Here is a 14,146-nt window from a genome sequence, read left to right on the forward strand (position 1 = left end):
ATCTCCCCATCTATTAAGTACCTGGACGCAAGCGTAATTCTTCTGTCATGTAGTTGCGATCGCCCAATACTTGCAGCAAGGGCCCGTGAACGTCAAACTTTACAATGCTGACAGAAGTGGCGGGCATGTCAATGCGATCGCGGTAGCGTCCCAAATCGATGCCCAGTAGGTTGCAAAGTATAATCCGGATGGTTGCCTTGTGGGAAACCACTAAAACATTACCCTCCGGATATTTTTCTTGGATTTCTGCAATCACTAACGAGGCGCGGCTGGCTATTTGAACAGCTGTTTCTCCACCAGTGGGTGGGTTCCAAGCAGGTTCTGCCAGCCAATGAAGATAATCTTCTAAGTAGTGCTGCTTGACAAAATCGACATTTTGACCTTCCCACTGACCATAATTGATTTCTTTCAGCCCATCCCGGAGTTGCATTTCCATCCCGATGGCATCACACAAAGGCTTTGCTGTAGCAATAGTTCTTTTCTTGGGACTGGCATAAATCGCTGTCCAGGGTATAGAGCTATATGCTTCGGCGAATGCCTTGGCCATTAGCGTCCCTTCTAGTGTAAGTTCAGGATCTAGTTCTCCGCAGTATCCTCCTGTCTGGCTGTAAATCGTTTCTCCATGCCGCAGCAAATAGAGTTTTAGAGCCATAAAATCTCTCCAAATTTAACTTGTGACAAGCAGAATGCAGCTATCAATCCCCCGCTATTTCTTCAGGAGTTATGATTGCTTCGTTGTTCGCATCTAGAGCATAAAAATACTGCATCAGTTCCGCCCCACTCTGTGCGGGTAATAAAACCATTACCGTTCAAGTCACATACTCGAAAAAGATTTTCAGGTACGCAGCTATTCTTCGAGGTACTCATCAAGTATTCCAATCGCTCTGCTAGAAGTTTTTCTAGAGCAATTACCGCCTTCGACCTACCAACAATGTTTTCTTCTAGTTTTTGGTATGCCATGCGATCTGCCTGGTGGATCTGGTAAAAAGTCTGTTTGTCGAGGTGTATTTTTCTAATATGCACTTTGGCAGCAAGGGCTGAATCGAGCTTGCGAGGCAATTCTGCTTTGATTAATTGCAATTTTTGAAGAAGAACAGGTGAAATTGCGAGCATATCGCAGCCAGCCAACTCTGCGATTTGATCAATACTACAAAAGCCTCTTACCATAATTTGGGTTTGATAGCCAAATTTTTTATAGTAGTTGTAAACTTGTCTGACCGATAAAACACCCGGATCTTTCGCTGCTGGGTAACATTTACGTCCTGTTTCTTTCTTGAACCAGTTCACAGTTCGTCCCACCATCATAGAGACTAATGTTACACCAGCTTCAGCACAGGCGATCGCTTGATGAAGACCAAACAGCAAATTTAGGTGACAATAAATTCTTTCTTTCTCCAGAACTTCAGCTGCACGAATACCCTCCCAAGTAGACGCGATTTTAATTAAAACTCGCTCTCTGGAAATACTAGCTGCTTCATATAGAGAAATGAGATAACGTGCTTTAGCGATTATTGCTTCTGTATCGTAGCACAACCGTGCATCAATCTCAGTTGACACCCAACCTGGAATAATTGCCAGAATTTTTTGTCCAAACCATATAGTTAGACGGTCAAACGCTAAGGTAATTATTTTATCGACTGTTGCTCCTAAACCCGCTTCTTGCTTTGCTTGTAGCAAAATTTGATTGACTATGTCTCGATATTCAGGCATCTGAGCAGCAGCAATCAGAGAGGAATTAGTAGTTGCCTGTTGCGGTTTGAAATTTTCAATTGCCCTAACGTCTCCTGTATCTGCAACCACAAGGGTAATTTTTTGCAGTTGCTCTAACCAGCTTTTAGATATATTTTTCATACCCAAAGAGTGACTCACTGAGAGTGTAGGTGATTTGAATATAGAGGATGTAAGTTTTTCTTACAATCTTTCTCCTACTTCTAAATAAGTTTTACTGTTTTCAGTCAGGGCTTAACTATATTCAAACTCAGAAATTCAATGAACCTAATTTTTCGCATTGGTATTCCTATAATCAGGATAGAATATAGGTATTTTAATTTTTGACTACTGTTAAGAATAAATGCAAGAGCAGATAAGCCACTTAAGCTAGTTTTATATCTAGATTAAGTATGCAGCTAGATATAAATATAGATATTTTTAAGACTATCTTTTTTTGATTATGAATTTTGGGGGAATATACAGGATTATTACTGAAATCATGAAAATCTAACTGGTATTTTGTATCAACATATCTTGCATCTACTTTCTTGTCCACGAAGAAATAAATTTCTTGGCTTAAAGCTCAATTTAGCTTGATTCACATCTTGCATGCCTATGCAATAGCCTGGAGGCAGTAGCCCACCAGCTTCGTTACCAGATTCAACCTGGTAACGAGAACTAGTAGTCTGCCACACAGATTATGACAGGCTAAGAAAGTTTGTAGTAAGTACTTTAGTACTTAAATGAGGGCTAAAGCCCTGACTACAAACCTATCAAAATTAGTGTGGTCGAGTATTAGAGCCTCTGACTCTTTCAATCAAATGATGCAAGATCTCAGTTTTGCTGACTCGATAAAGTAATGTTAGATGCAAGCATAAACATTACAAAAACAAGCTGTTTAGAAAACACATGTCTTCCCCCTTTCCCTCTCTCCCTTTCTCACCCATAAAGACAATTTCTGAATACTGAATCGACGTTCTAGAGGCTAGGGAAGTAAAAATAATTGCATTAAATATATACAGATATACTAGTTGTAGGGTGTGTTAGCGACAGCGTAACGCACCTTGGATCTACAGCTATGCGTTACGGTGTTACCGTTAAGGCACCCTACTAGCAGCATGTTTTTTCAGGACTAGATTTAAAACATGCAAAACTCTGTTGGCACTCTCTAAGTTATCACAGCTTAGAGTGCCAATTTTATCAGCTAATTTAACAGCATTTACGCGATTTTACTCAACCTGCGATACGGAGACACTCTCACTTGATTGGGGCGTACTGGGTAACTCTAAGCAGTATCCGGCACCATATACCGTCTTGATGTAACGGGGATGACGGGGATCTGGCTCTAGTTTTGTTCGCAAGTGGCGGATGTGAACTCGAATGGTTTCAATATCATCATCTGGATCGTATCCCCAGACTTCCCTAAGAATTTCACTGGGGGAAACGGTTTGACCGTGTCGCTGCAACAAACAGTGAAGTAGCTCAAATTCCAAGTGAGTTAGTTTCACCGTCTGACCAAACCATATCGCCTCAAATCGTTCCGGAACCAGAGTTAAGGGCCCGTAATTGAGAATTTCACTGTGTTTGGCAGCTTGAGGAATGCGGTCAGTACGTCGCAATAGCGCCCGCACTCGTGCTAGCATTTCCTCAACTTCAAACGGTTTAGTCAGGTAATCATCTGCGCCTGCATTGAAGCCTTCCACTTTATCTTGAGTTTGCGAGAGAGCAGTCAACATCAATACGGGAATCTCGGCTGTGCGTTCATCCCGCCGCAAGCGCTGACAAACTGTAAATCCATCTACTCTGGGCAACATCAGATCGAGCATGATCAAGTCTGGCTGTAGCTGTAAAGCTAGCGCCTGTCCTTTGATGCCATCTTCCGCTTGGCTGACATCGTAGCCAGCCATTTCTAAGTTGACGGCAACTAATTCTGAAATTGCTGGGTCATCGTCTATGACTAGAATCCTCGGCATTATTAAAAATTTATTACTACTTATTAAGGATAAATAAGAACCTTTGGTAGATACAAAGATTGCTTAATCGATTATAAAAAATATTTTAAATCTAACATAAAGATTAAAATTGAAAGATTTGAAAAACAAGTTCAAGTTAGACTAAATTCTAGACGCAATGTGTTACTGGCCATACAATCCACCGCGCTTTTTGCAAAATGGTGTGACAATGACTGTCTACACAGGGCTTTGGGCTGGGCGTAACTGGGAAAAAACTACTAAATACTCAGAACCACCTTATCAGGAACAAATTTTTATCGGTGGGCAAGGCGTGCCAATTTTTGGTTGGGTAGCCATTCCTAAAAGCGCTCGCGGTACGATTGTGGGTACTTACGGCATTACAGGTGATTTAGAAAATCAATGGTTTCTGAGACTGCTGGGACGTAAAGCCTATGCTCAAGGATATGCAGTTGTGTTATTTGATTGGCGCGCCCACGGCAAGACAGCCCAGTTATCGCCTACATTAACTAGCGATGGATTGTACGAAGGCGAAGATTTTCTCTGCATTGCAGCAGCTGCCAAAGCAATGGGGTGTCCGGGGAAATTTTGGTTTACAGGGTACTCTTTAGGGGAACAATTGGCGTTGTGGGGAGTGAAGGCGGTACAGGATTTGGGCAAGGGGCAAGGGGCAAAGGGCAATGGTAATTTCCAATGCTCAATGCCCGATGACCAATTCACCACTTTAGGCTTAGAAGCAGATGACATCGACGGTGCGGCGGTAATTTGTCCTAGTTTGGATTCTCGGCGATCGCTTGCTTATTTAGTCAAGCATCCTTTTGGTAGATATATAGAGAAAGCGATCGCCCGTCAACTGAAAAAACTGGCATGGCGAATTCATGATGCCCATCCTGGTAGTATTGACCCAGCAGCAATTGAACGAGCAAATAGTATTTGGGGCTTTGACAAAGAATTAGTGATTGAACGTTTAGGTTTTTCTTCGCCAGAAGCTTATTATGATGCCAGCAGTGCCTTACCATTACTGCCGAATCTGCAAAAACCGACTTTGATTATTTATGCTGAAGACGATCCGCTTTTTGATCCGGCGATCGTACCTGATTTACAAGCTGCCTGTGCTAATAACCCAATGATAGATTTGTTACTTACTCGTTACGGCGGTCATGTGGGTTATATAAGTAGTAAAGAATGTCAGCAGCAAGCAAAAGACCCCGATGTTTGGTGGGCATGGAATCGAGTTTTGCAGTGGATTGAAGAAATCCCACTTTGACTTTGATTGCCATCATAGTTAAACAATTCTGTCTACAGCATAATTACCAAATTACATAAATATATAACTATAGATAATAGGCACACCCGAACGGTGTACCTATCGAAAAATCAAAGCAATCATCATGGCACAACCAGTCAAAGGGAGTATCTACCTCCTCCCATTACTTGCTTCGAGTGCAACAGCACTTCTTAATAGTTGCACTATCCCCAGTAACATCTCATTACCTACATCGTCACCCACACCAATCGCCACACAACCAACACCAACTCCCAACGAGACACAATCCACAACGATCGTTACAGAATCAACACCAACTCCTAACGAGACACAACCTACACCGATCGTCACACAACCTACACCAACTCCTAACGAGACACAACCTACACCGACTCCTGAGAAGACGCAACCCACACCAACGACTTCAACGACTTCTTTAAGGGTTGTTGAACCCACAGGTACTTATTTGAAAAGGCGGGTTAACTGGTATAAACAGTCACCTGAGATTGTTTCAGAGAGCCAAATGTGTTATGTCAAACAAAATGAAGAATTACCTGTCTTGTCCTATAAAGAACCAGAAATTCCGCGAGAGGTTAGAAACATTGATGAACAATCCAAGTACTACGGGAACGTCGAGAAACCAGAAGATTACTGGGCAATGACATTCGAGAATCTACCTAGCAGGTGCAATAATCAGCAAAATGGAAATAGGCGACCAACCTGGTTTGTGTACAAAAAACACGTAGAAATAGCTAAGCAGTGAGACGTTTAAGCATAAGCAGATAATTAAGGTATAATTGGCGATCGCTCGCATGAGCCAAAGCAAGCACATTTCTTTGGCTAAATATTAATTGAGGTTAAATGTTAACAAATAATAGCTCCAGCGATTTTTTTGAATTAGATTTTCATGAAGCAATCAAACAGTATACCTGGATTCAGCCTCACATTGTAGAAGTCGCCAAGGAACTGAGTGTAGTTGAATTTTTTCAAGATTTAATAGTAGAGGTTGTATTTGCCGATACAAAAGCATACTTTCACATGCTAAATGGAATTCAACCAGCTGGTGTATCAGCTGTAATCAAAATTCCCGATCTGATTTTTCGGCAGCTGCTCTTAACAAACTTTGGACGCTGGTTAACGATAAATGACTTTGTTAATCATATATGTTCTGAATATTCTGAATTTTATCATTTGGATATATTTTTGCTTCCTGAATTCAACCAGCTAAAAATGCTATGTGAACTATGGTATAAGGTTCATTATCTTGCTGCCAAACGTTTTTTTGACTCAGATGAAAATCTACGTTCATACTTTGCTGATGCAAAATTTCTGTTTTCCTGGCAAAACGAAGTCGCAAAGAGCAAACATCTCTTCTACCTGAATTGTCTAGCTCAAAAAATCCAAACTCAAGATAAAACCATACTTGATGTTGGTAGTGGCTTTGGTAGATTACAGAGCATCTATGAAAGTGCCAAAGAAGTCATAAATGTAGATATTTCTCAGTCAATGCTGAGTAAAGCTCAAGAGTTATCTCATCTTGAAAAAGTGAAATATTGTCAAGCTGATATTAATAACTTGCCTTTTGAAAACTCTTGTTTTGACTTAATTATTGCGCTGCAAATCATGATGCACATGTCAAATCCTTTCAAAACGTTGAAATACTTGAGTGATTTTCTCAAGTCAGGAGGAGAAATTTGGACTGATTTTACGTGCGATCGTCGTTTCCTTGACAACTTCTTTTATCAAGAATCATTTTTTACTCGTATTTATTCACGCGAGTATGTCACTAGTTATTGTGATAAGATGGGATTTTCTGTGTCTAAAGTCTTAGAAATTCCAGATAGGCACGATCATTACTGGTTAGTTTTGCACCTGGTGAAAAATTAAAAAACACAGATCTCCCCTAGCCCCCCTTAAAAAGGGGGGAAATTGTCTTAAAGTCCCCCTTTCCAAGGAGGATTTAGCAGGGTGGTTTCATACAAACACTAGAAAAATTAATTAGTCCCTTCCCACCCAGAGATATTTATGTTAATGAACAGACGCGCAAGCGGTGAGACCAGCCCACCACCAAAGGCGGTCTCCGTCACGTAGACGCGCAGCGGCTTCCCGTAAGGGTTGGGGGACTGGCGTAGACGCGCGCAGCGCGGCTCAAGGTAGAGTACCCGGAGGGCTTCGGTGCAGGGTAGAACACAAAGAGTTTAAGAAGTTGGTAGGGATTCAAATTTTTATTGGGTCGTATGAACCACCCTGCTTTCCAAGGGGGATTTAGGGAGATCTGCAACTGTTTGCTATATCAGTAAGGACTTTCCAAACATCCTCTTAGGCTTCCAGCATGAGGGCGATCAACATCATGGAGAATTGGTATTAGCACCTAAAGAAATCAGCGAGGCTTTCTCAACTTCTGTTAAACCTGTGACACCCTTGATATTCATATCTTCGTAGGGTCTGGAGATTCTGAGGGTGTGTTGACATTTACCTGTCTTCACATCCCAAAATTTAATTGTTTCATCCTCGTCGCTACTAACTAAGGTTTGACCGTCAGGACTGAATGTGACTGACCGTATCCAATTAGTATGCCCTTCCAAAGTCTTTTCACATCTCCCCGTGTCTACATTCCACAAGCGTACTGTTTGGTCATCACTACCACTAGCTAATGTTTGACCATCTGGACTAAATGCCACCGTCCATACACGGTTAGTATGTTCATGTAAAGTTTTTTGATGTTCCCATGCATATGCCCCTGTATGTGCATTCTGCTGTTTCTCCCACAGCCTGATTGTTTGGTCTTCACTGCCACTAGCAAGTGTATTACCTTGTGGACTAAAGGCGACTGACCACACTTTGTTGGTGTGTCCTTCCAGAGTTTCACATTTTCCTGTGTGTAGATCCCACAGCTTCACTGTTAAATCGGCACTACCACTCGCAAGGGTTTGACTGTCAGGACTGAAGGCAATTGATTTTACCCACCTAGTATGTCCCTGTAGAGTCTTTTTATATTTCCATTTATATTCGTCTGTGCGTTCATCCTGTTGTCTCTCCCACAACTTCACTGTTTTGTCTTCACTACCACTGGCTAATGTTTGACCATCTGGACTGAAGGCGACTGCTATTACCCAATTTAGGTGTTCTTTAAGAATATCTAAGCACTTCCCTGTCTGGACATCCCATAGCCTGATTGTGCGATCGTCGCTACCACTAGCTAGTGTTTTTCCATCCGGGCTGAAGGCGACTGACCATATTTTGTTAGTGTGTCCTTTGAGAGTTTTTTTACATTCCTTTGTATGTACATCCCATAGCCTGACTGTTTGGTCTTCACTGCCACTAGCTAGGGTTTGACCATCTGGACTGAAGGCAACTGACCATACCTGATTGGTATATCCCTGTAGAGTATTAATGCACTTGACGTTACGCACACCTTTGCGTACATCCCACAGTTTCACTGTTTGGTCTTCACTACCGCTAGCTAGGGTTTGACCATCTGGACTGAAGGCAACTGACCTGACGCGATTAATATGTCCCTGGAGATTTTCCTTATATTTCCATTGATATTCGCCTGTGCGCTCATCCTGTTGTCTTTCCCATAGCTTGACTGTTTTGTCTTCACTACCACTGGCTAGGGTTTGACCATCGGGACTAAAAGCAACTGACCATATACGGCTTTCGTGTTCCTTGAGGCTTTTAATGCATTTCCCTGTGTTCACTTTCCACAAGCGTACTGTTTGGTCATCGCTGCCACTAGCAAGTATTTGACCATCAGGACTAAAGGCGACTGAGATTACCCAGTCTTCGTGTCCTTTCAAGATGTTTATGCATTTTCCTGTATCTACATTCCATAATCTCACTGTTTGGTCATCACCACTACTGGCGATGATTTGACCGTCAGGATTGAAGGCAACTGATATCACCCAGTTTTTGTGTCCTTTGAGGATGTTTGTGCATTCTTCCTCATCCTTATCCCAATTCCATAGCCTGATTGTTTTATCCTCACTGCAACTTGCTACTCTTTCTCCATCGGGACTGAAGGCAACTGATAATACACGACTAGTATGACCTTTGAGAATTTTTAAGCATTTTCCAGTATCCAAATCCCACAGCCTGACTGTTTTATCTTCACTACAACTGACTATTTTTTTTCCATCGGGACTGAAAGCAATTGATAATATGCGATCGCTATGTCCTTTGCAAGTTAACAGCCACTGGTACCCTGAAACCTGCCACAAGTAAATTTCGCCATTGGCGTCCCCTACTGCTAGACGTTCGCCATCTGGACTAAATGCCACTGATAATACACTACTAAAGGTTTCAGTAAATACTGACCGCTCAAAATTGGCATGAGCTAAATTAACTTGAGGTAAGCTTACACCTCGTAGGTATGCCTGCCGAATGGTCAGATCCGAGAAATCGTATCCCTTTAAATCAATCTTCAAATGGCAAAGAAGATTCAAAACATTTCCTGCTGTGTAACCTTTTAATGGCTGAGTTTGCTCCCTCAACTTTGATAAAGTCTGCTTTGCCCAGTCTTCAATACTGCGATGAGGAATCAAAGTATTCAGACGATCTGCAATCGGTTCCAGGAGAAAGCGAATCTGAGATTGTCTAACAAAATCTTTAGTTGTAGCTTTGATCAGAGCATGGCTATCAAACAGATGGAAAGATTCAGTTCTAATCTCTTCACAAATCTGTTCTACCAATCGGTCTACTATATACTCCAAGATCACGTTGTGTAGTGTAAAGCCATTTGCACTCCTATTTGTTAGCGATCGCCTCTCTAAATACTCTAGAGACTCCAGTAATCTTGATGGCAATACTGGGGGTACAATATCCTTGCCTAACTCTGCTAATGTTACTGGCTCTCGATTAATCGCTAGCCAGTACATAATTGTCTTTTCTAGCTCTGACAAACGATTAAACTGCTGTTGTACCAAATCGCTAATGTCACCAAAAACTGCTGTACCTTGAGCTAAAAAATCAGCAATATTGCCATTAAATGACTCTTGAATGGTTGTAGAAACCATCATAAGTGCTAGAGGATTGCCTCCATAACGCTCAATCAAGTCTCTCTGGTCTTTCTCCAATCCTGAAAGTCCTTTGGCTGCAAAAATCTCTCTTCCTTCTGGTTCTTCCAGTCCAACTAATTGTAATGACCGAGTAGAAAGCGTTCTCCCTTCTAGCGTCGCTAGTTCTGTAGGTTTCTCACGACTGGTCAAAACTAAACAACTTTGATGGTCTGATTCACCAATTCGTTTGAGTAAACTGCCATATTCTCTATAGCCTTCTCGATATTGCCCTGCGCGCGTACCACTCTGAAGTATTGACTCAACATTATCTAGAACAAGTAGACAGTGTGAGGTCTTCAAATACTTAATTAACTGGGTAATTCTACTGTCTACAGTATCTGGTATGTCTTTTGCCTTCTGGTTAGAGAGAAACTTGATTAAATCTGCCAACAGTTCTGGAAGTGGTGGTGCATTCAGGAGCGATCGCCAAATCAGGTACTCAAACTGATTCTGAAGCTGTTCTGCAAGTTTAATCGAGAGGGCTGTTTTGCCAATTCCACCCATCCCCAGAATGGCTACTAGTCGGCAACGATCTGTAGTAATCCACTGCTCTAACTTAGATAATTCTTTGACGCGCCCATAGAAGACTAATTCTCTGGCTGCTTCCCCCCAATCTTGATGGAGTTGTGAAGTAGTAATTTGAGATGCTCGGTATATCTCCTGAAGGATACCCCTTAGCGCTGTTAATTTTCCAGCAGTGCTTCCGGAAATATCAAATTTCTGATAAACCGATCCAAGTCTCTTACGCACTGCTACATCGCTAATACTTAAGGTGGCTGCGATATCCTTTGTTGTCTGTCCCGCTAGGGCATAATCTAACGCCTCTAACTCTGCTTCTGACAGATTATATTTAGCAGCAACTACTCTCAGAAAATCTTCAGGAATCTTAGACTTCATAATATAAAGCTGTATTGTGACGTAGCTATCAAGTGTGAGGTTGTACTTACTCTCTCTTATAGACTCGATAGGTATTTTGTCAGGTGAGATAGCTTCAAAACACTAGAATACCTTAGCTAAAGATGTTTCAAGTCTCTGAAAATTCTAACACCAGCATTTTAGAAATTTTCTCTGGCTACCTCTTTGGATGGAACTTCACGATAGAGTGGTTGACAGTTCTCATGATAGCACTATACACTGTGAGTCATATTTATATACTGTGAGTTAATCCAGGATTTAGAGACTGTGAGGTACTCCAGTAATTAAATTACTTACTTTGTAGTGTGGAGTGGCAAGTAATTTCCTTTGAGTTAAGGACTACTATGGTATGCCAAACACTAACTCAAATCCTCTTGATTCACTTTTTGATTCGATTAAGCATACCTTACGCGAGTATAAAACTGCTAGAGAAGGTAGGTTATTCGTCGATTGCTTAAAACGCCCAAATGATGGGGGAGTGCAAGGGTTTAAATTTTTGTCTACGGTTCCCATAGCTCTTGTTATTGCAGTTTAGAGCAACTGCACGATTATATGTCGCGGCAACGCTCTCAGGCTGTTCTAAATGAAGACGAACTATTAGTAGAAAAAGGGATTCTTGAGATCCTGTCGAGAACAGGGTATGGCTCCGTAGTAGCAGGTTTTGAAAAGCTCAAATGTAGAAAATCGGAATTTATTTGTAAAGTTACCGTGTCTTATCGGTGCGTGATCTCGTCTTAAGTAATCTGTATTTCATAGATAGAAAACAGCATACTTGAAGAGAGCCAAGCAGTTGTGAAACTAACTGATGGCTAAAGTTTTAGAAAAATTAAATAATACCCTGGTTCAGGCTCAGCTTGGAGAATTAAAAACTAATTACGAAGGCTGGCACGTAGTGATTTGATCGCTCGTCAGCCTTCGTTTTTTATCTCCATATCTTAGTATCACCCTTTCAATTAAAAATTTTTTCTCTAATTATCCAGGAGGTTTCTCTCTATGGCTTGTAAATACCAAAATCACCCTTTTCCCCCTTGCCGTTTTGAGCAGCATCCCCAAAATCAAAATATCTATTTCTGTCCTCACTGTCGAGAATGGTATGACGTTCGGGACGTTGCCAATCAATCTCCTACTTGGCTGCTGTTAATCATTGCAGCGATCGCCTTGATTCTTGTCAGTATTAATTCTAAGTCTTTTCAAACTATTGAAGATAATTCTCCCACTTCTCATCCTACTTACATGAACCAAGACTGATGCAACAGTTCCTCACTTACCGTAAACATTTAACTCTCAAAAAAGGGCAAAAACCATGAAAACTAATCTAACCGATGGCCGTAATTTCCTGTTCCAATGGGCTTGTAAGGGTCTGAAATATTTTCTGTTGACTCTGCTTGGTTTTGTGATCGCATATGTCCTATCTCAAGTTTTTGGATTTTCCACCATCGTTCATATGCTTCTATCCCCAATTGTGTGGGAATGGTTTTTACGCATCGCAGTCTTTATCTTCTGTGTTTTTGCGATCGCCATTATCTATGAATCTGCTCGTTAATTGTCTATGGAGATTTTCCACCCCATGCAGTATTCGGTGAGATTACCGTTTCAACTAACTCAGCATCTTGGAGAAATACGTGTTATGGATAAAGAGTCGAGTGTTCAACCTCACGCTGCTTTAGTCGCGGCTGCACTCAGCATTAGCTCTTTGATTTACTTCTTGGCAACTTCTGCAAAAGTGCCAATCCGCGCCACCTTGATCACTCCCTCTTGGGAAATTATTGTTGAAATTAATCCCGATCGATCTCCATCTCACTTTAATTTTCTCCAAACTGTAGCGGGAATGCCGATTGCTTGTGATGGAGAGGAAATAACGATAAATGATTGTTCCAAATCTCAGTAGTAAGCTGTAAGGTTAAAGGGTTTTTATTTTCCCTTTAACCTTTTCCCCAACTTCTGCAAGAAATCTACTCACTTTCTCTTCAACTTCAAAGCTGAACCGATAGCCACAGATGATCGGGAGACACTCTAGCGTTTACCTCGACCAGTTCCAACAATTCATCTAGCTTCTCAGGAGTTAAACCTAGCTCTTGACCGTGTTCTCGTAACTTTTCATCTCCTTTTAGTTTAAAGAAAAGTTGCTGGATCTTCGCGCCATTAATTTTAGATAAAGCATCGTTAATTTTGGCTACGAGTTTGTTTTTGAAGAGGTACTCAAAAGCATATTTGACTAATTTTCTGTACCACTTACCCGAATCACCAGAGACGTTCACTTTAGTGAGCTTAACACTGATTGTCTCATCAACAACGTAGGCATCTAGTTCTGCTGTCCCTACAGCAGTAATCGAAACCCAGGGAGTGTAATGTTTCTTGCGAGTGAAAGGATTCACAATAAAAGATTCTCTGAACTGACCGCGAGCTCTACCATTGATCAGAAAACCTCCTTCTTTGAGAAAGGCTTCAAGTTTAACTCTGATCCGCTGCAATTCTGTGTTCTTCTCATTTTCAGCTTCAAACTTGTCTAGTTCAGCATTAAGAGGTTCTAGTATGTATGGGGCGGGAATACCAATCTCAAACACTTTCCGTTCTTGATCGACGTTTATAGGGAATTGCTCACTAGCTAAATATTCCTCGGGTACTTGGATTCCTACGGATTTCTGTATGACCTTGGTAACATTAATTTCACGTTGCTCTGCAACAAGAGAAACCACTTCAGTGACTGCATCATGTTTCTCGGTTGTTTCTGCTACATGTTTTTCAGAAGGCTCAGAGGGAGTTGATACAGCCGCTCCCATGTTACTAGCTTGCTGAATGCAGTTTGCTAGCTCTTTTTGTATGGCTTTGTTCTCAACGCTTCTGGGATTATACTGAACTACAATTGAAGCATTAGCATAATTAACACGTACATCTGTAACCGCGCTGAGAGACTTCACCAATTGCTGCAACTTATCGGCATATTTGGGATCTCTTTGCAGACGAGGAATTTTAATGCGAATCCGTCCGGCGATCGCATGAACAACCTGATAATCTATTCTCTGTGATTGAACTGGCATAATTACAAGCGCTTTTCCAAATTCCCATCAATCTGGATTTTCTTAACTGACTGACAAAAATGGCTTAATTGAATAATTTGCTCTTATACTCAAAAACTGATTCTGAGTTTAGTTGCTTCTGTAAAAAGATTTTTGCCGCCCATACATGACATCCTAACGAATCGGCTTAAGTGGTATTGAATTGAACAA

Annotated in this window: 10 protein-coding genes and 1 pseudogene; 6 read left to right on the forward strand and 5 right to left on the reverse strand. The window is 41.4% G+C overall.

The genetic code is table 11. The features are described 5' to 3' along the window. Nucleotides 1-13: 13 nt before the first annotated feature. The 3 genes and pseudogenes from FIS9605_RS0108685 to FIS9605_RS0108695 form a co-directional block, all read right to left on the reverse strand. Entirely contained in the window at nt 14-652 is a 639-nt protein-coding gene (locus tag FIS9605_RS0108685) for a histidine phosphatase family protein (protein ID WP_026732243.1), read from the reverse strand. Nucleotides 653-876: 224 nt separating this feature from the next. After that, nucleotides 877-1,842 (reverse strand): annotated as a pseudogene (locus tag FIS9605_RS36600) (transaldolase family protein); the annotation flags it as partial. Between the two features lie 1,097 nt (nt 1,843-2,939). Beyond that, nucleotides 2,940-3,683 carry a response regulator transcription factor gene (locus FIS9605_RS0108695; RefSeq protein WP_026732244.1) on the reverse strand — a complete coding sequence of 248 codons (744 nt, stop codon included), beginning with the start codon at nt 3,681-3,683 and terminating at the stop codon, nt 2,940-2,942. Between the two features lie 157 nt (nt 3,684-3,840). Here FIS9605_RS0108695 and FIS9605_RS0108700 point away from each other — a divergent pair, with 157 nt between their 5' ends. From FIS9605_RS0108700 to FIS9605_RS0108710, 3 genes are all read left to right on the forward strand, one after another. Beyond that, nucleotides 3,841-4,947, forward strand: a complete 1,107-nt coding sequence (locus tag FIS9605_RS0108700) for a YheT family hydrolase (RefSeq protein ID WP_026732245.1) — start codon at nt 3,841-3,843, stop codon at nt 4,945-4,947. A 124-nt stretch (nt 4,948-5,071) separates the two neighbouring features. Beyond that, entirely contained in the window at nt 5,072-5,710 is a 639-nt protein-coding gene (locus FIS9605_RS42530) for a hypothetical protein (RefSeq protein WP_051469959.1), read from the forward strand. A 98-nt stretch (nt 5,711-5,808) separates the two neighbouring features. Continuing rightward, nucleotides 5,809-6,834, forward strand: a complete 1,026-nt coding sequence (locus tag FIS9605_RS0108710; protein WP_026732247.1) for a class I SAM-dependent methyltransferase — start codon at nt 5,809-5,811, stop codon at nt 6,832-6,834. 461 nt (nt 6,835-7,295) lie between these two features. Here the strand turns inward: FIS9605_RS0108710 and FIS9605_RS36605 are convergent, their stop codons facing one another. Further along, on the reverse strand, nt 7,296-10,901 hold the full coding sequence (locus FIS9605_RS36605; RefSeq protein WP_035139476.1) for an NB-ARC domain-containing protein: 3,606 nt from the start codon (nt 10,899-10,901) through the stop codon (nt 7,296-7,298). Between the two features lie 1,011 nt (nt 10,902-11,912). Here FIS9605_RS36605 and FIS9605_RS0108725 point away from each other — a divergent pair. The 3 genes from FIS9605_RS0108725 to FIS9605_RS0108735 are packed head-to-tail and all read left to right on the forward strand — an operon-like array spanning nt 11,913 to nt 12,807. Further along, nucleotides 11,913-12,167: a hypothetical protein gene (locus FIS9605_RS0108725; RefSeq protein WP_026732248.1), complete on the forward strand. Its 255-nt coding sequence runs from the start codon at nt 11,913-11,915 to the stop codon at nt 12,165-12,167. A gap of 55 nt (nt 12,168-12,222) precedes the next feature. After that, complete coding sequence (locus tag FIS9605_RS0108730; RefSeq protein WP_026732249.1) at nt 12,223-12,462, forward strand: hypothetical protein; 240 nt, start codon at nt 12,223-12,225, stop codon at nt 12,460-12,462. A 6-nt stretch (nt 12,463-12,468) separates the two neighbouring features. Then, entirely contained in the window at nt 12,469-12,807 is a 339-nt protein-coding gene (locus FIS9605_RS0108735) for a hypothetical protein (protein ID WP_197036013.1), read from the forward strand. 85 nt (nt 12,808-12,892) lie between these two features. Here FIS9605_RS0108735 and FIS9605_RS0108740 read toward each other — a convergent pair whose 3' ends face one another. After that, nucleotides 12,893-13,957: an HMA2 domain-containing protein gene (locus FIS9605_RS0108740; RefSeq protein ID WP_026732251.1), complete on the reverse strand. Its 1,065-nt coding sequence runs from the start codon at nt 13,955-13,957 to the stop codon at nt 12,893-12,895. Nucleotides 13,958-14,146 lie beyond the last annotated feature (189 nt).

This window comes from Fischerella sp. PCC 9605, assembly GCF_000517105.1.
Taxonomy (GTDB): domain Bacteria; phylum Cyanobacteriota; class Cyanobacteriia; order Cyanobacteriales; family Nostocaceae; genus PCC9605.